Below are 18,471 nucleotides of genomic sequence, written 5' to 3' on the forward strand. Positions count from 1 at the left end.
TTAACCAAAATTAATATTTAAGTTTTATTTCATCAGGATTAATCCCGAAAAGATTTCTTAAATACCCTATGGTTTTATCTTGATAAATATTAAAGTTTATTTCATTTATTTGTTTGATTTTAATTTTTCTACCATAACAAAAACCTAAATTAAAATTTATTAAATCTGATATCGATAAATTATAAGGATATGGATATATAAATCTAGCAAAAATTTTATAAATGAATAGATGTAGTTGATTAGTCTTTAAGTCATTACCCATTGTAAATCCAATTACAAAAGCTTCATCTGGAGGAGAAATACCTCTACCTAAAAGTATGTGAATATAATCATGATGGCGCAGACTAATTTTTCCAGGTAACGCCAATAGGCTATTAGGGTTTTCTAGTAACCAAATTACGAAAGGTATTTTTGGTTGATGTAAACTAAATATTGCTGAATGTACTTGTTTTAAATTCATTTCAGCTATGTCTACTTGGAAAGTTTCATCTAAATCGAAAGCCATAGGTATACTAATAACAAAAGAACTAACTTATTAGTATTTGTTTTTATTCTGATTTGTCTATATTTACGGAGAAAATTATTTTTATTTTTACAATTAAGTATAAGAAAAACTATTTTGCATGAAGCTACAGTATTATTACTGAATTTAGAGTAAAGGCAAAGGCATCTAAATGAACTGATATGTGATTGCGATCGCCACTGGAAAGTGTGGGTACGCGATCGCAGAGCGGTACATCTCAAAACCCTCTAACCGCTTTGTTTCACTACCCTATGGGAAGCCACGGCGTTTACCTTCTACTGAAAGTGACAGGATTATATTTGATTCTGCGCGTCTACTTAAGTCTGTTGCTGCAATAGCTTTATCATGGTTTAATTGATGGGGTAGGCGATCGCAGACTCTCGTAGGTGAGTTCGGCATTTGCCCAGTTGGTTTCTGCGAGAAATTCCCTAAATGTAGTCAGAAGTCCAGGAAACTCCTGTTCTCGTAAACGCCAGACATCGGCTTGATAACCTTGCTTGCGATACCACTGAATCAAATCGAACAGTTCCTTTTGCAGCAAGATTAAGAAAATCCAGGCGGGTGTCTCTTTGTAGACAACTTTCATCCCCTGCGCCTGAGAGAATGCCTCTGCCATTTCAAGAGGAGTCAGCACATCGCCAGCTAGCTCAATTTCTTGACCAATATACTTGGTGGGATGTTTAATTACGTAAGCAGCAACGCGGCCCATATCTTTGGTTGTAATTAGATGAAGGGGCTTGTTTGGCTGAATAGAAAATGGGAAACTACCTTTGAGGATGGAAGGTCGCGTGTACTTCTTCCAAAACTCTTCCATAAACAAGCAAGCTCGCAACATGGTAGTCGGTAAGCCAGCTTCTTTAAGAATTTGCTCCACTTGGTACTTTTGCTCAATGCGGGGGATTCCTGAATTCCTGTCTGCCCCACCCGCTCCATTGTAGACAAAGTGCTTAATGTCAGCAAGTTTTGCAACTTGTGCAACTCGCCTTGCTCTATCCACCTCTAGCGGGTCAATTTTAGCGGAGTCCGCAGAAGTAGCATGGCAGTAAACAGCCGAAATCCCTGTAAAGGCTGCTATGAGGGAGGCTTCATCGTCGAGGTTGGCTTTTACCAGTTCAACTCCAGCATCGTTGAGTTTTGCCAAGGAGGGACGATTAAGGTCAATTTCTCTAGTGATGACTCGCATCTTTGTAACTCCCTGTTCGAGAAATCCCTTAATGACATTTCCACCTGTGCCGCCAGTAACTCCGATGAGTAAAACTTTATCAGTGTTTGACTCTGTGCGATCGGGGAAATTTGACATTCTCTCTTCTACCTGGAGTTATTCATTTAAATTAAGTTTATCCAAAGACAAGAGAAGCAAACAATAATTTCACGCCACTTATACCAATTCACGAAAATCCTGATAGATATAGATTTCTCATAGCATTGACCATTGGTGTCAACTTAAGTCTAGAAATGGCTTATCTGTTGGCTTTCTCACCCGCCCTGAACTGAAGTTCATGGCTCATAGCTCAAGTCTACTGAAGTAGACTAAAAATTTTTGGGGATATTTAGTCATCAAGAGATGACTTTAGCTATAAGAGAGGAACTTTAGTTCCTTGCAAGACAACGCTTTCACGTTAAGTTGACATCAATGGGCATTGCGCCATACCCCTATTTTGATCTGAATTGACAGATAAACTTGTACGATCTCTCTGGGGTGGCAATCGCATTCTATAGAATTTGGTGAGGAATTTTGGACAATAATACCGATAATCTCAACTCATTCCGCGCTTTGGCGCTGCAAGTTACCTGTCATGCAGTCAACCAAACAAGCGATCGCCAACAAGCGCGTAGGCTCATGCAAAACTCGATCAACCGCCTAGCTCAACAAATTGCTGCTAGTATCGCTTTCATCGGCTTCGATTGTCGTTTAATTGTACTGCCAGAATATTTCCTGAGTGGTTTCCCGATGGGAGATTCTCTCTTAGGATGGGCAGAAAAAGCTTGTATAGAAATGGCTGGTGCTGAGTATGAAGCACTTGGTAAAATTGCCCAAAAGCATAAAATATTTTTGGCTGGTAATGCCTACGAACTTGACCCCAACTTCCCCGGCTTGTACTTTCAAACCTGCTTTATTCTTGACCCCTCTGGCTCAATTATTTTGCGATATCGGCGGCTAAATTCCTTATTTGCTCCTACACCCCATGATGTTTGGGATAAATATCTTGACTGCTATGGTTTAGAGGGAGTTTTCCCCGTAGCCAAAACGGAGATCGGTAATTTGGCAGCTTTAGCATCAGAAGAAATTTTGTATCCAGAAGTGGCGCGGTGTCTGGCGATGCGAGGAGCGGAGATTTTTGTCCATTCCACCTCAGAAGTGTATAACAAAAACCTCACCCCCAAAGACGCGGCAAAAATCACTCGCGCCGTCGAAAACATGGCTTACGTAGTTTCAGCCAATACCGCAGGCATCGCTAATATTGCTATCCCCATTGCTTCGGCTGATGGTGGCTCTAAAATCATTGACCATCGCGGAATAGTATTAGCAGAGACAGGTGCAGGTGAGAGCATGGCAGCATTTGCAGAGATTGATTTAGGAGCATTACGCCGCGATCGCCGCCGACCAGGGTTAAATAATTTACTTGCCCGCCAACGATTTGAACTATACGCCGAAAGTTATCGCCAATCACACTTTTACCCACCTAATACTATGCTGGAGGGAGAAGTAGACCGCAAACACTTCCTCCAAACGCAGCAAGCCACCATTGAACGGTTAGCCAAACTGGGGATAATTTGAATTGGGGAGTGGGGGAGCAGGGGGAGCAGGGGGAGAAGAATTAATAATCAATGCCCAATGACAAATGACAAATGACAAATGACAAATGACAAATGACTAATCCAATAGAAGTCCGCAATCCTCGAACTGGCAAATTTGACTACGTAATTATACCGCCGCCTCCCAGGCTGCTGGCACAGCAATGTAAACGCACCCGCAGGGCGCAAGTTAGCTGGCAGCAATTGGGTTTAGAGGGGAGAATTGAAGCCTTACAGCAGTGGAAGAAAGCGATATTATCAGGGCGCGATCGCCTCACAGAAGCTTTGGTAAATGATACAGGAAGATTATCGACCTCAGTATTAGAAATAGACTCCTTTCTCTCTAGCATCGATCGCTGGTGTAAGTTAGCGCCGGAATTGCTGCAAGACTCTGCCAAAAACACAGCAATTCCATTTATCGCTTTGCAACAAACATCCGTTCCTTATCCCCTAGTTGGGGTAATTAGCCCGTGGAATTTTCCACTGTTACTGTCAGCCATTGATACCATTCCGGCATTACTGGCGGGTTGTGCTGTGATTGTTAAACCCAGTGAAATTGCTCCCCGCTTCGTAGCACCACTGAAAACAGCAATCAGCGCCGTTCCTGAATTGCGCGACGTATTAACTTTTGTTGAAGGAGCAGGCGAAACTGGATCTGCTTTGATTGAAAATGTAGATTTGGTATGCTTTACAGGCAGTGTAGCAACGGGGCGAAAAGTAGCAGAAGCGGCTGCTAAACGGTTTATTCCAGCTTTTTTGGAATTAGGAGGAAAAGACCCTGCGATCGTTTTAGAATCAGCCAATTTAGAATTAGCAACCTCAGCAATCTTGTGGGGTTCCGTCGTCAACACCGGACAGTCATGCTTATCAATTGAACGAATTTATGTTGCTGAATCGATATTTGAAAAATTTTACCATCAATTAGTAGCCAAAGCCCATCGCCTTGGGCTAGCCTACCCCACAGTTGAAAGTGGAGAAATTGGCCCGATTATTGCCGAAAAACAAGCAGCAATTATTAGCGACCATCTTTTAGATGCAGTGGAAAAGGGAGCAGTAATTCACTGCGGTGGTGTAATTGAAGACTTAGGGGGGGGTTGGTGGTGTCGTCCGACAGTTCTCACCCAGGTTAATCATTCCATGAAAGTGATGAGCGAAGAGACTTTCGGCCCCATTATGCCAATAATGCCTTTTTCCACAGTAGAGGAAGCAGTGTCTTTAGCGAATGACTCAATTTATGGATTGAGTGCTGCGGTATTTGCTTCAGTTGCCGAAGCCTTAGAAGTTGCCCAACAGATAGATGCAGGTGGTATTAGTATCAACGATGCTGGACTCACCGCCATCATGCAGGAGGGAGAGAAAAATTCCTTCAAATTCTCCGGTATGGGAGGGTCACGCATGGGTGCAGCCGCCCTGAAACGGTTCATGCGAAAAAAAGCTATTTTAATTAAAACTAACGCGAGTAATGACCCTTGGTGGTTTGATAATGGGGAGTAGGGGGTAGGGAATGGAGAATAGGAAATAAGCACAAATTCTCAATGCCCTATGCCCAATGCCCAAACCTAAAGGAGTTGTGTAATGTCAAATATTCGAGAAGGAATGCCCGTACTTGCCCGTCATGAAGGAGATTGGGTAGGAACTTATACAGTAATTGATACAACAGGAAAAATCCTTGACAGTTATGAGTCTCACTTAAGCTGTCAATTTCCAGAAAATAGACCTCATCCCTACTACCAAATCAATCGCTATAAGTGGTCTGATGGTAAACAAGAGGAGTATGAATTTCCAGGAAGCTATAAAGATAATAAGCTCTGGTTTGACACCGATCGCATCCAAGGTAAAGCTTGGGAAGCCGATGATTCAATTGTGATTTTGTGGTTTAGTTATAAAACAAACCCAGAGATGAGTTTATACGAAATGATTTACATTAGTCCTGATAATAACAATCGGGCCCGCACTTGGCATTGGTTTAAGAACAACAAAATTTTTCAACGCACCCTAATTCAAGAAGAACGGCTAAGATAGTAATTTCTTCGCTCAAAAATAATCACTGATTATTCTCCAGTCCGCCCAGGCGGACTTTGTTTATGTAGCCACGATTTCCAGTCGTTAGGCTTTCATCTCAAATTTGAACTTAGTAAGGTACACGCATGGCCAAAGGTGACAAAATAAACTTTTCTACTCCTAGCGGTTTCCCAGAATTTCTGCCTAGTGAAAAGCGTCTAGAATTATATTTGCTAGATATCATCCGTAGAGTTTTTGAAAGCTATGGATTTACGCCCATTGAAACACCTGCTGTAGAACGTTTAGAAGTGCTGCAAGCTAAAGGAAATCAAGGCGATAATATCATTTATGGTATTGACCCCATCCTGCCACCAAATAGGCAAGCGGAGAGAGATAAATCAGGCGAAACTGGTTCGGAATCAAGAGCTTTAAAGTTTGATCAAACTGTTCCATTAGCAGCGTATATTGCCCGTCACCTGAATGAGTTAACCTTTCCCTTTGCCCGCTACCAAATGGATGTAGTCTTTCGGGGAGAACGGGCGAAAGATGGGCGTTTTCGTCAGTTCCGCCAGTGCGATATTGATGTAGTTGCTCGTCGTGAACTCAGCTTGCTCTATGATGCTCAAATGCCTGCAATTATCACTGAGATATTTGAAGCAATAAATATTGGTGATTTTTTGATTCGCATAAATAATCGTAAAGTTCTTACAGGTTTTTTTAAGTCAGTGGGAATTACTGAAGACAAAATTAAATCGTGTATCGGTATTGTTGATAATTTAGAAAAAATTGGTGAAATTAAAGTAAAACAAGAATTAGAAAAAGAGGGAGTTTCAGAAGAACAGACTCAAAAAATTATTGAATTTATTAAAATAGATGGTTCCGTTGATGAAGTATTAGATAAGCTTAAGCATCTTGCCGAAAATTTATCAGAAACCGAGCAATTAAGCCTGGGAGTTAGCGAATTAGAAACGGTAATTGCAGGCGTGCGTAATCTGGGAGTTGCCGAAAATCGCTTCTGTATTGATTTATCCATTGCCCGTGGTCTTGATTACTATACTGGTACAGTTTACGAAACAACCTTATTAGGACATGAAGCTTTAGGTAGTATTTGTTCTGGCGGCAGATATGAAGAATTAGTTGGGGTATTTTTGGGTGAGAAAATGCCTGGTGTAGGTATTTCTATTGGTTTAACTCGCTTAATTAGTCGCTTGTTAAAAGCTGGTATTCTTAATACATTAGCTGCTACACCAGCCCAGGTGATGGTAGTGAATATGCAAGAAGATTTAATGCCAACTTATTTAAAAGTTTCGCAACATCTGCGTCAGGCTGGAATTAATGTCATCACTAACTTTGATAAGCGTCCCTTGGGTAAACAATTTCAGCTAGCTGATAAACAAGGAATTCAATTTTGTGTAATTATTGGTTCTGAGGAAGCAGCAGCGCAAAAGTCCTGCCTGAAAGATTTGAAAACAGGTGAGCAAGTAGAAGTCCTACTAGTAAATTTGGCTGAGGAAGTTAAAAGAAGGCTTGCTTAATATACTTTTAACATTTCTTTTTCTCTCTGTGCTTTCTGCGTCTGGAGCGGTTCAAAAGTTTTTTATTTAACCACAGAGGCACAGAGAACGCAGAGTCACGAAGTTAGGACTTACGCAAAAAGGCAGTAAAATCCTTGATTTTCTGTAGGGGCAATTCATGAATTGCCCCTACATTTGGTACTTGATGCGTAAGTCCTAGAAGTTAAAGAAGAGTTTCTTGAAGATTAATATTTGATTAACTGACAAATCTTTTTTCTTGCAGCTTAACAAACTTGTTCAGTCAACCAGGAGTTAGCATAGGTTTTATATAGGGAATTTGGGTTGAGTTCTACCTTAATCAAGCAAAAATATATGACAATTATTAACGCTCGTAATTTATCTTTAGAAGAAATTCATCGTCTGTTTGGCTTTCAAGAACAATACAGTGACTCATTTTCTAACTACTTATCTCTGGAACCTCTCACGGAAGTAGAACAGCAGGAACTTCTGCAAATTAGAAATGACTTTCGACGCTACCTGACAGCAGGTAAAGTTTCTGAAGGTCAGGTAAAGTTTCTTGCAGTTGCTCCTTTACTAAGATTAGCTGGTTTTTATCGCTATCCTATCGAGATTGTTTTGGAGGAAAATATTGCTGATATTGAAGTTGAAGATGAAGATATCAAAATTAAAGGAAGATTTGATATTTTAGCTATTAGTAAAGCTAAACATACAAAACCTCAAACATATTTTTGGGTACTGTTAATTGAATCTAAAAATAGTCAGATTGATATATCAACGGGTTTATCTCAGCTACTCATATACTCTTATAAAAATTTAGATAATCAAAAATCGGTTTGGGGATTAGTGACAAATGGTAGAAGTTATCAGTTTGCCTATATTGAACAAGGAAATCCCCCTATTTATTATCTGTTACCAGAATTAAATTTAATGGAAAGAGAGCGTTCAAGTCAGTTGCTACAAGTTTTAAAAGCAATTTGTCAGCTTTAAAAGGGAATTTTTTTATGTCCAGTACCAAATAACGAAAACCTAGAAACCGCAATACTTCGTGTGAATTGGTCTAAGGAGTAGGATAAATCACGCTTTAAGCAAATTATAGTGTTTTTAGCTGATTTGCTTGAGAAGTAACGCCAATAGCTACGACAGAAGTGACGACAACAAGCCCGCCTCAGAATAAATTCTGAGTCTAATAGCGAAAGTTGTCTAAAGACGACTGAGAAAAGGTTATAGTCCGTTTTAAGTAGATAGCCGGGAAAATTCATAACTAGGTTATTGCGTATGGAACGAATTGAAACGAAGCAATTGTAAAGGTTTCAACCTTTTTATATTTCGTTATATAGTTAGGTTTTTTTATGCCCACCTCCTTAACGGACTTTAGCTATAAGAGAGGAACTTTATTTCTGGGCGGTTTATGTCTCAATACGGTTGGATTAAAGCCAAAAACCTTAACCTAAACCACGTCTATCTTGAAACCTATAGTTCTTTCATGATGAAAAGGATTTGCCCTCATCCCCCAACCCCTTCTCCCAATTTTGGGATTCGGGGAGAGAATTTCAAAGTCCCTCTCTCAAATCTGGGAGAGGGATTTAGGGAGAGGGTGAAAACTACGGTTCTCAACTTAGATAAGGTTTACAATTTGAAATTACAAATTACGAATTAGCCCGATCGCAATATACTTCACCAAAGCTACGATCGCCATGAATCTCAATCACCATATCAACCGTTGTTACATCTTTTACCAACGGCTTGATGAATAATTCCGGGTGAAGCGATCGCCAAAAATAATTGACAAATTGCTCTATCTCTGCATTGCTCATCCCCGATTTACCCGCAGCAATCATCTGCTGTTCCGCCTGTTTGCGCCACTCCAAAGAACAACGGTAATCGGTGGGATATAGCACAATTAAGCTGTCTAATCGCTCCCACAGTGGTAAATAATTGTAAAGACGATGATTAATATCACGGGCAAATGCTTTATCTTCATCTGTAATAATTGGCGGCGGTGCAGTCTCAAATACATCTGTGTTAATTGGCCGCACACCCACAAACCAACCTTCAAATAGTACAATATCTACATCCGTCACCATTTCTGGAGTAGTGCGATCGCCAGCACCTCCAAAAGCAGATTTATCAAAGCGGGGAAGCATCACAGGGCTTTGCAACTGGCGAATCTGATCTAGTACATTTAAACCTAAATCTACATCGTGGGTTCCTGGTGGGCCGCGCCAAATCAAGCGGGGATCTTGCTGTGTTAAAACCAAGCGATCGCTGTAAGTTTTATATAAGTCATCCAAAGATAAACTCACAGTCCGATATCCCAACTGATCGAGAATCAAGCTGAGAACCTTGGACATTGTGGTTTTACCAGTGCCTTGTCCTCCCACTATTCCCTGAATTAGAGGGCGTTCTAACTGTTGGCGCTGCGATGCTAGTTTGATTCCCAACGGCAGCCACAAGTCCCACAATACTTGTAACATTTCCTGGGGTTCGATTTGAAAAGTAGTTTGGCAGAATTGACTAAAAGCTGGGAGAACAGATTTTAGTAAATGCGATCGCTTTTCTATCACCTCATCGACATTTTCTGGTGTGATCCCAAAAGCTTTTGCCCTCAACCCATCTCTTAACGCCGCTTCTCGTGCTTCCTGCTTCTCCATCTCCCTCATCCCCCTGATCTTTCATCCTACGATCCCAGCTTAAAGGCTTCGAGAAACAAGCTGAAGGTGAAACCAACTTTCAGGAGATTTAGTGAGTCTACCAAGAGCGATCGCCTTGACAAAAAGCTGCGACTATAAAATATCCTACTGGTAATTTCCGTCAACATTACTAAAAAAGCAGCTACCACAATATCCACTACACCCGCTTGACCGGCTGTAGTGGAAACTGCGTTTCCCAGAAAAAAACCAAACAAAAAACTAATTATCAGCAACGATAGTCGCCGCCAAGGATTTAAAAACCATTGCCCTAAGCGTGTAGCAATGGCATCGAATAAGTTATTGAGACGAGTGTTTTGCATCAGATAGACTTCTGGGAAAAAGTCAAGATATCTTAAAATATCTTTTATATAGCGGTTCCCATTCAGATGCGGTACAACATTATATCGTCAGGTGTAGGGGCTTGTCTTAGACAAGCCCCTACCGATGTACCTCACATAAACGAGAACCGCTATATTAAGGAGGATATTGGTTTTAACATCAGCTTGTTTGTTAATATTATAGATATCTGCTGGGCTTTGAGCGTTAATTCAAATTTGCACATCGTATCATCTTCACGGAAGTCTAGCCCCTTAAAAGGGTGTTTATTATAACGCAAAATGAAATATGTATCTTAGATTTATCTAAGGGTTTGGCAAAAAACGCCTTGTTAGAGTCCCTAGTGGTTTAACGAAATTTTTATTTTTCTTTATACAAATGAATTGACTGGCTCGGTATCTAATTTTCTTGTTTTTATCCAAGCCTACGGTCAAGAGACAAAGCAATGGGTATTTGTACCCCAAGTTGATCAAATATCAAGGAAATTATTTCCTCCAGATATTTTCTAATCAAAACGATCCTTATAATACATTAGGATCATTAATTTTAGGAAAGTTTATTTATATTAGACTACTTTCTCTGATTCCCTTTTGGGATAATAGGCTACTATTTGGTCAAGCCTAGACAAAATATTTATTTCTAATAACTATCAATATGAAATTTTCATTATATCGTAACGTCGGTGTTACAGCTTCTTGCTTGGGACTGCTTGTTGCTCTGGTGGGATGCTTTGGAGTGAGCGTATCCTTTGAGTCCACAAAGCCAGATGAAACGACTCAGTGGGAGACGGCTTCCTCTACACCGGCTTCACCTGAAAAAGGTATTTCGGCTAGTCTATCTACTCCAGCAACTACCTCAACCAATCAAGTAGAACCTAATATTAAAGATAATACTTATCCTGTCTTGGCAGAGCGTGATAAATCAGCAAGCAAAAGCAAAAATCAAGGAACTTTGCGAATGAGCAATCAAACAAATCAGCCTGTACGGTTGGCTCTACTGGCGCGACAGCCGCTTGCAAAAAGCTCTGGTACTAAGCAGGCTAACTATGATGTACCGGCACATTGGGATTTTGCTCCCCAAGAAGGTAGTGATAAGGGACTGATTTTATCCCTACCTCAGAATAATTTAAAGCTGGAGAAGGGAGATATTTTAGTTGCTTTCGCAGAAGATGGTTCCCGTCGTTACTGGGGGCCTTATGTTGTCGGCGAAACTCAACTACCTAAATGGAATTCCCAAAACAGAGAATGGCAACTAGTGCTGAGTCCATAGTCGATATTTAGTAGTACTAGTTAGGACTTACGCTTTCAAGGCACTGAAAGCCTTGATTTCTCGTAGGGGCAATTCATGAATTGCCCCTACATTTCGTACTTGATGCGTAAGTCCTACTAAGTAGGTAGACAAGATAAAACCAAACTATGTAACGAAAAGTAAAATCTCTGTATTTGGTTCGTAGTTGCGCTTTAGCGCTAAAGCGCAACTACAAACCATTGATGATTATTTGCACCCACTTACTTAGTGTGTTGAAGAAGTTTTTCTGGCAATTTAAAACAACTGGCGGTACTGAACGGGAAAAAGTGTAATATTGTTGAATTTAAAACTCCGAAGAACAAAAGAGAGATAATCAACGACTATTGAGTAGTGATTGTTGACTATTGACTAATGAGCATGAAATTGAGTGTTTTGCACAATGTTGATCAGTGGTTCAACAAAATAGCCAAAAATCCAGCCCTTGGTAGAACTGTGTCGATTTTGTGGTTGATATTGATTGGCTGGATAGCTTTTGGGTGGAATTTGGGCAACATTGGTTTGATTGATGAGACAGAGCCGTTGTTTGCCGAAGCTTCGCGCCAGATGTTCGTTACAGGTGATTGGATTACCCCATTTTTCAATGGTGACACTCGTTTCGATAAACCTGCTTTAATTTACTGGTGTCAGGCGATCGCTTATGCAATTATAGGGGTGAATGAGTGGGCAGTCCGCCTTCCTTCAGCGATCGCAGCCTTCGCCTTAATTTGTTTAGCTTTTTACACCATACAATGGTATTTCGCTAAACAAGACGAATTAGAGCAAGTTTCACGTCCTAATCGCCGCTACAAAACATCTTTTATCGCAGCAGCACTGATGGCACTCAATCCCGAAACTATTATTTGGGCAAGAACTGGTGTATCTGATATGCTGCTCACCGGATGTATGGCATCAGCTTTGTTATGTTTCTTTTTAGGCTATGCAGGGAGAGCAGGGGGAGAAACAATAACCAATGCCCAATCCCCAATGCCCCATGCCCTATTCCCTAATAAGTGGTACTTAGCTTTTTATGTACTGATTGCTGGCGCAATTTTGACTAAGGGTCCAGTGGGAATTGTTTTACCAGCGCTAATTGTTGCCGCATTTTTGCTTTATGTGGGAAGGTTTCGAGAGGTGTTGGCAGAAATGCGCCTTCTCGTGGGTATGCTGATAATTTTAGGTTTATCGGTGCCTTGGTATGCTTTAGTAATTTGGCGCAATGGCTGGAATTACATCAACTCCTTTTTTGGTTATCACAACCTAGAACGGTTTACAGAAGTCGTTAATGGTCACTCAGCACCTTGGTATTTTTACTTTTTAGTAGTGCTGCTGGGTTTTGCGCCCTACTCAGTGTATTTACCACTCTCTATAGTAAGATTAAAGTTTTGGCAGCGATCGCACTGGCGATCCCTTGAACGTTTTCAGCAGTTTGGTTTATTCGCCTGGTTCTGGTTTGCTACCGTCTTTGGCTTTTTCACCATTGCTGTTACCAAACTCCCTAGCTACGTATTGCCTTTAATGCCAGCAGCAGCCATCCTAGTCGCCCTGTTGTGGAGCGATTTTTTCCAGGATACAGAGGCTAGACAAACAATTCCTGTTTCCCCCTCTTTTCTGCGAGTCAGTGGTTGGGTGAATGTAGTATTTTTATCAGTTCTGGCAACAGCACTATTTAACATAACCCACATATTAGGTACCGATCCAGCTATAAGCAACTTCCACGAACAAATTCAACGAACTGGTTTACCGATAATAGCCGGGGTAATGTGGCTAGTTTGTGCCGTTTTAGTTGCGGGTTTATTACTAAGTCGCCAATGGAACCAGATTATCAGTATTAATTTCATCGGGTTTGTGGCGTTTTTAATTTTTGTCTTAACGCCTGCTTCGTTCTTTATCGATCGAGAACGTCAATTACCCTTAAGAGAGTTGTCTGCGGTCATTCTAGAAGCAAAACAACCAAATGAAGAATTGATCATGCTTGGCTTCAAAAAGCCTAGTGTGGTATTTTACAGCCACATTCATGTAAATTATTTAAGATTTCCCCGAGAGGCTATACAGCATATCAAAAACCAGGCTGCCAAAGGACTAAAACCTGCCTCAGTGCTGCTGTTGGCTGAACAGAAAAAGTTTTTAGAAATGGACTTGCAGCCAGATGATTACAAGAATTTATCAACCAAGGGTGCTTATAACTTGGTTCGAGTTCCTTTTAAGAAAAATAAAAGTGAAAAAATGGATATTTCATAAAACTATTAAATAGTCATTAGTAATTTGTCATTTGTCATTTGTGGATAACCAATGACTAATGACCAATGACTAATGACCGCATTAATTAACATTTGTGATTGTAACCATTGACAGCTAAAGCGTGATTGATCTGGTTTAAGAGGTCTTCCATTGATATCGATCGCGGTAATATTTGGGTAGCGATCGCACCAACAATAGTTTCTATCGATTCCAAACCATTCTTCTTCTGCTTGTCAATTTCTTGATCGGCTACCCCAGGCTGGAAACTGGTTTCTGGGCGATTTAATCGCCGATTCAGTACTAAAATTGGGGGTAACTTGTCGGGCGAATCTCCCAATGTTTTCAGTGCTTTTAGCACGTCTTTGTGGATAGTGGATTCTCCTAAACAAATTAGCAGTAAGTCAACGCTTTGGTGGCGAATTTGTTGTAACACTTCTGCCCAACAGGGACTCATCGCCGCTTTGAAGCCTGCTGTTTGTAGGTACTGAATTAAAGCCTGGAACCACTCAGAACCCCTTTCGGCAGTTTCACTACTAATTGAGCAATTTTTTGCAGCCCGATAACCCTTAACTTGCCTGCGTCTTACCTGTGGTAAATCACGCAGCATTGTTAAATCCACTACCAAGATGTTAGCAGGACAGCAAATACCAGAAGCAATTTCCAGTACTGATAGTAAGGCATCTGTTTTCTCAGTGCGACTGTTGTTGTCTTTAGCAAATGGTGTTAAGTAAGGAAATACAGATAATTCTGGTATTTTAGAAGCTATTAAAGTAGTTGCGACATCGCAAGTAACCAGTGGGATAGCCGCTAAACGGGGATGCTGAATTAGTTTTTGCAGATAAATTTGGGCGGTGGTACTTTCGACATCTAGCAAAATGACATCAAACTGCCATACCCGCGCCAAAAGTTCTGCTTGATCTAGATCATCTACTTCAATCACCCGGTGTTCTCGAAGTGAGGGGTGGGGATTGAACGATTCCAACTGGGGATTCACCAACCTGAGAATTCGCAGTGGGGTTTTAGTTGGGATAATTGCGCTGTTGTTTAACCCTTGCGGCAAAACTGCTGGTGAAGTACATAATTTTTCGAGAACTGGTGCTAAAAGGTGATTCTCTACTGGTAAGCTTAAAAAACCATCGGCTCGGTTAGCAAATGCTTGCTCCTTTTCGGCTGCCGTCGCTGTCACAATTACAGATATATGACGGGTTGCTGTGTCAGATTTTAGTAAAGTCAGCACATCCCAACCTGATAGCAGGGGTAGCAACGGATTCAAAAATATCGCTATTGGTTGCAAGCGTCGAGCTTTTTCGACTGCTTCTGTTCCCGATCGCGCAATCACTACCCGATATCCTAAACCTTTAAGTTGTTCGGTCAATTCTTCAATATATCGGGCTACTGCCTCGACTACTAAAACCAACCGTTGGGAACTGGTAGGATAATGATGTGTGGACGTAATAACATGTCCCCGATGGGCGGCTGAATTTTCCCGTGTCGATTGGTGTCGTGTTTCTTCCTCTTCTCCAATTCCCATATCTGGTTCCAAAAAGCCTGTTTTCGGGGGACTGGGCGGCAGAAGTAGTGTAAACTGGCTACCTTTTCCTTCACGCGATAAGAAGCTGACATCTCCTCCGTGGAGACGAGCCAAAGCCCGGGTTAATACTAGCCCCAAACCAGTGCCTTCAAATTGGCGAGTCAGGGGATTTTCTAGTTGTTGGAATTTTTGAAAGATTAAGTGTTGCTGGTGTTCAGGAATCCCAATGCCTGTATCCCAGACGGTAAAGGCAATCCATCCTTCCCAACGGCTCACCCTTAGCCCAATTTCGCCAGATATTTCGGTGAATTTAAAAGCGTTGGAAAGTAGGTGTACTAGCATCTGGCGCAAGCGCAATTCATCTGCCACTATCTGCTCTAAGCCTAGTTCAATGGAAAGGCAGAATTGAGGAGCAGATGAACGGGCCTTTGGAGTTGGCGAAGCAGATGTAGTTTTGGTAGTTTGAGTGTGGATGGCTTTAGCATCTGATAAGGCGCGATCGCACACAGCACTAATTTTCACCGGAGTTAGCGTCAAATCCATTTGTCCCGTTTCCATCCGGGTCAAATCTAAGATGTCATTCACCACACTCATCAGGTGGCGACCACTTTGATGAATCAGTCCCGCATAACGGGCTTGACGCTCGTTAAGTTCTCCCAACTGCTGATCCACCAGCAAGCGCGATAATCCTAAAACGGCAGTTAGGGGAGTTTTGAGTTCATGACTAATACAAGCTAAAAACTCGTCCTTCAACCGATTTAGTTGAATTAAATCGGCATTTTTTGCAGCCAATTCTTTGCAAAGCTGCTGCTGTTGTGTCACATCAGTAGCTAAAACCAACCACAAATCCTCGCTGAGTGCAACCTCATCTTGTCCACTCATGACTTGAAACTCAGGACTATCTAAGGGAATTTTGGCAAATTGCCAGATTCGCTCCTGACCATTTTGCACTTCGACAACGCAAGTACAAGTACCTGCTTGACTATCCAAATAGCAGCGACTGTATACAGTATCTGGTGATGCTTCTTGCTGGGTTAGTTCTTGTTCGCTACCATTGGGATAAACTTTGATTGCTCGTTTAGTGAGATATTCTGGTTTTTCGGAAAGCTTAGGGACAAGTATTGCCTCCACCTGTTGCCTAACTCCTTCTGGATCTTTCAAGGCTCCTAATTGCTCCCACCAGGCGGGATTTCGTGCTATCACCTCGCCAGTACCGGTTTGCAACATTAAAGGCCAAGGCAATCTTTCTAGCAATTGTACCAGTGGTTGGTGTCCTAACGACTTGGGTTGATTTGGCTGTGGCTCACCAGACGACCTCTCGATGCCTGAATTTTGTAACCCAGGCATGCGTTCAATAGCTAGCGATCGCAACAGGCGTGAACTATCCAGCAGCCCCAAATATTGACCATCAGAGTCAATCAGCGCCCAATCTAAGCTCTGCTGTTTTTCGGGTTGGGCATAACATAAGTGCAAGCCTAATTGCTCTACACGCTCAGAAGCTAATATTGTCTGTATTGGCTCAACTACACCTTCACCCCAAATAGAGAGTGATTGCTGTAAATTTAGATTTTTATCGTCACTATCTGTTAATAATTTTTGGATTAAACGGGCAGAATACAGCAATCCAATGGGGGATTGCTGTTGATTGACTACTACCAAGCGATCGCACTGCTCTTGCTCAAAAATCTCCAACACCACTGCCAAAGAAGTTGTTTGCAAGCAGCTAGGTACGGTTGCCTGAAAGTCATAAAGCGGGTAATCTAGCATTAACATAGGGCTTTTGGGGTCATTCTTCCTCTGGAACCCTCCGGCATTTCCATCTGCCAATTGATGGTGTTTTCGCCTGAAGCCATATCCTCTAAGAAGACTCATATAAGCAACTCTGGTTATTTCAACGCCATTAAAAAAACGATATTTCCCGTCACGGGCAGTTTTGCGTCCTTTCTATTTTTCCAAGAGGCGACGTTTCTAAGTTCTAGCAACTAGCCTCCCAGTGTCTTACTGGTATTTAAACTCCTCATCGATAGCGACAGCTAAAACAATTATGACCCCAAAGAATCGCTTTAGAACCTTGAGGAATTATAATGATTTAGAATGGGACAATCCTTTAAGTTCGTTTAAGTATCTTATCAAGGAGCAAAATCAAAAAATCTATCTTCTATGTAAATAAGAAATTAGCTACTCTGTCTTGCTATACCGAAAAATACCTCATCATCAAAGACCTACTAAGTCTAATGACTCAGTTGCTGCACTAAGTTGTTGAGTGGCTAAGGCCGCAAAGCAAAAGTCAAAATTTTTGTATGTCAAGGCTTTTGCAAGTTTTAAAATGGTAGCTTGATTTCCGCGACGCTGTACTAGCACTACCTGTTAACCTAGAGCGTTATTTTGGGGTGGAATCACCAGTTTACCGCACACCTAGTATTCCCTTAGAAGCGTTAGCCAAACTTATCAACCCACATTTCTTGGTCAAGGCGATCGAGGAGATAGATTTAAGAATAGATGTTATTACCGATATTAATTCTGCAACCTGATGTTAAGAAATGCTTAAATAATCTAGTTGATTTAAACAACCAAAAATCCTGGAGCAGATGGTTGGGAAAAGTTATTGACGCGATTATTGCTCAATATTGCTATCTACCCGTTGTTGCAACTACCTCTGGAAAAATCAACTATTTACCAAATTTGCTGCAACAAAATTTAAATAAAACATCCACAGACAAGTACATCTATGTATTTGCCAGTCACACCCAAAAAAGTCAACAGCATTTCCAGGAGATGACTCCAGGAGAAAGGCAAGAATTATTAAGATACCTAAAATCAGATTACAGCCTGATTCTTATAAACTATTTTACCACAGATAAAACACTCAAAGAAAAAATTGATAAATTTATCAATACTATATTTTATGCGAATATTCCTATACCCAAAATAATCGAAATTCACATGGAGGTAATTGAAGACTTTTCTAACCAGCTAAAATTAGAAGGAAGGAGCAACGAGGCGTTACTTGATTACCGTTTAACGTTGATAGATATCCTGGCTCATCTATGCGAACTCTACAGAAGTTCGATTTCTAGATAAATTAAAATTATCGATGTTGAAGTTAGGACAAGCTACCTCTGTTAATCATCCACAATGTGCAAACAAATATTGTATTTATATTCTCATAAATAGCTTGTAAGTATATGGATAAAGCCAGAAAAACCTACGTTCTCAAACTTTACGTAGCAGGGAATACCCCTAATTCAGTCCGGGCATTAAAAACACTCAAAAATATTTTAGAGCAGGAGTTTAAAGGTGTTTATGCTTTAAAAGTGATCGATGTACTGAAAAGTCCGCAACTGGCAGAAGAAGATAAAATATTGGCGACGCCAACATTATCTAAAATTTTGCCTCCACCCGTTCGCAAAATTATCGGGGATCTTTCAGATAGGGAAAGAGTATTGATTGGATTAGATTTGCTCTATGAAGAACTGAGTGAAGGAGATTTTGAAGAGGAAAATAATTAATGAAGGAGCCAGAATACAGAATACA

16 protein-coding genes are annotated in these 18,471 nt (G+C 41.0%); 11 read left to right on the plus strand and 5 right to left on the minus strand.

The window, feature by feature from the left end:
• Positions 1-10: 10 nt before the first annotated feature.
• Positions 11-505, minus strand: a complete 495-nt coding sequence (locus V7K73_RS13045) for a hypothetical protein (protein WP_334880534.1) — start codon at positions 503-505, stop codon at positions 11-13.
• 185 nt (positions 506-690) lie between these two features.
• Between V7K73_RS13045 and V7K73_RS13050 the strand changes: the two genes are divergently transcribed.
• The gene (locus V7K73_RS13050) at positions 691-861 is read left to right on the plus strand and encodes a hypothetical protein (protein ID WP_334880536.1); all 171 of its coding nucleotides are present in this window, start codon (positions 691-693) and stop codon (positions 859-861) included.
• Between the two features lie 5 nt (positions 862-866).
• On the opposite strand, the gene V7K73_RS13055 is transcribed toward V7K73_RS13050, so the two are convergent.
• A complete protein-coding gene (locus V7K73_RS13055) occupies positions 867-1,823 on the minus strand; it encodes an NmrA family NAD(P)-binding protein (RefSeq protein ID WP_334880538.1) in 957 nt (318 codons plus the stop codon).
• 435 nt (positions 1,824-2,258) lie between these two features.
• Between V7K73_RS13055 and V7K73_RS13060 the strand changes: the two genes are divergently transcribed.
• From V7K73_RS13060 to V7K73_RS13080, 5 genes are all read left to right on the plus strand, one after another.
• Complete coding sequence (locus V7K73_RS13060) at positions 2,259-3,302, plus strand: nitrilase-related carbon-nitrogen hydrolase (protein ID WP_334880539.1); 1,044 nt, start codon at positions 2,259-2,261, stop codon at positions 3,300-3,302.
• 92 nt (positions 3,303-3,394) lie between these two features.
• Positions 3,395-4,813, plus strand: a complete 1,419-nt coding sequence (locus tag V7K73_RS13065) for an aldehyde dehydrogenase family protein (RefSeq protein WP_334880541.1) — start codon at positions 3,395-3,397, stop codon at positions 4,811-4,813.
• A gap of 81 nt (positions 4,814-4,894) precedes the next feature.
• Complete coding sequence (locus V7K73_RS13070; RefSeq protein ID WP_334880543.1) at positions 4,895-5,341, plus strand: DUF3598 family protein; 447 nt, start codon at positions 4,895-4,897, stop codon at positions 5,339-5,341.
• Positions 5,342-5,466: 125 nt separating this feature from the next.
• Positions 5,467-6,855, plus strand: coding sequence for a histidine--tRNA ligase (gene hisS, locus V7K73_RS13075; protein ID WP_334880545.1), 1,389 nt, complete (start codon positions 5,467-5,469; stop codon positions 6,853-6,855).
• 351 nt (positions 6,856-7,206) lie between these two features.
• Positions 7,207-7,842: a restriction endonuclease subunit R gene (locus V7K73_RS13080; RefSeq protein WP_334880547.1), complete on the plus strand. Its 636-nt coding sequence runs from the start codon at positions 7,207-7,209 to the stop codon at positions 7,840-7,842.
• Between the two features lie 659 nt (positions 7,843-8,501).
• Here the strand turns inward: V7K73_RS13080 and V7K73_RS13085 are convergent.
• Together V7K73_RS13085 and V7K73_RS13090 are read right to left on the minus strand one after the other, a co-directional pair.
• The gene (locus V7K73_RS13085; protein WP_442936761.1) at positions 8,502-9,506 is read right to left on the minus strand and encodes a glycerate kinase; all 1,005 of its coding nucleotides are present in this window, start codon (positions 9,504-9,506) and stop codon (positions 8,502-8,504) included.
• Between the two features lie 26 nt (positions 9,507-9,532).
• Entirely contained in the window at positions 9,533-9,865 is a 333-nt protein-coding gene (locus tag V7K73_RS13090) for a DUF565 domain-containing protein (RefSeq protein WP_334880551.1), read from the minus strand.
• A gap of 670 nt (positions 9,866-10,535) precedes the next feature.
• Between V7K73_RS13090 and V7K73_RS13095 the strand changes: the two genes are divergently transcribed.
• Positions 10,536-11,150, plus strand: a complete 615-nt coding sequence (locus V7K73_RS13095) for a hypothetical protein (protein WP_334880553.1) — start codon at positions 10,536-10,538, stop codon at positions 11,148-11,150.
• 390 nt (positions 11,151-11,540) lie between these two features.
• Positions 11,541-13,406: an ArnT family glycosyltransferase gene (locus V7K73_RS13100; protein WP_334880555.1), complete on the plus strand. Its 1,866-nt coding sequence runs from the start codon at positions 11,541-11,543 to the stop codon at positions 13,404-13,406.
• A gap of 85 nt (positions 13,407-13,491) precedes the next feature.
• Here V7K73_RS13100 and V7K73_RS13105 read toward each other — a convergent pair whose 3' ends face one another.
• Positions 13,492-16,710, minus strand: coding sequence for an ATP-binding protein (locus V7K73_RS13105; protein ID WP_334880638.1), 3,219 nt, complete (start codon positions 16,708-16,710; stop codon positions 13,492-13,494).
• A 617-nt stretch (positions 16,711-17,327) separates the two neighbouring features.
• Between V7K73_RS13105 and V7K73_RS13110 the strand changes: the two genes are divergently transcribed.
• The 3 genes from V7K73_RS13110 (at position 17,328) to kaiB (ending at position 18,446) form a co-directional block, all read left to right on the plus strand.
• Complete coding sequence (locus V7K73_RS13110; RefSeq protein WP_334880557.1) at positions 17,328-17,468, plus strand: hypothetical protein; 141 nt, start codon at positions 17,328-17,330, stop codon at positions 17,466-17,468.
• Complete coding sequence (locus V7K73_RS13115; protein WP_334880559.1) at positions 17,437-18,018, plus strand: KaiA family protein; 582 nt, start codon at positions 17,437-17,439, stop codon at positions 18,016-18,018. The genes V7K73_RS13110 and V7K73_RS13115 overlap by 32 nt, the downstream gene beginning before the upstream one ends.
• A 104-nt stretch (positions 18,019-18,122) precedes the next feature.
• Entirely contained in the window at positions 18,123-18,446 is a 324-nt protein-coding gene (gene kaiB, locus V7K73_RS13120; protein ID WP_109012544.1) for a circadian clock protein KaiB, read from the plus strand.
• Positions 18,447-18,471: the final 25 nt, after the last annotated feature.

The sequence above is a fragment of the Nostoc sp. genome (assembly GCF_036916975.1).
Lineage (GTDB): Bacteria > Cyanobacteriota > Cyanobacteriia > Cyanobacteriales > Nostocaceae > Nostoc.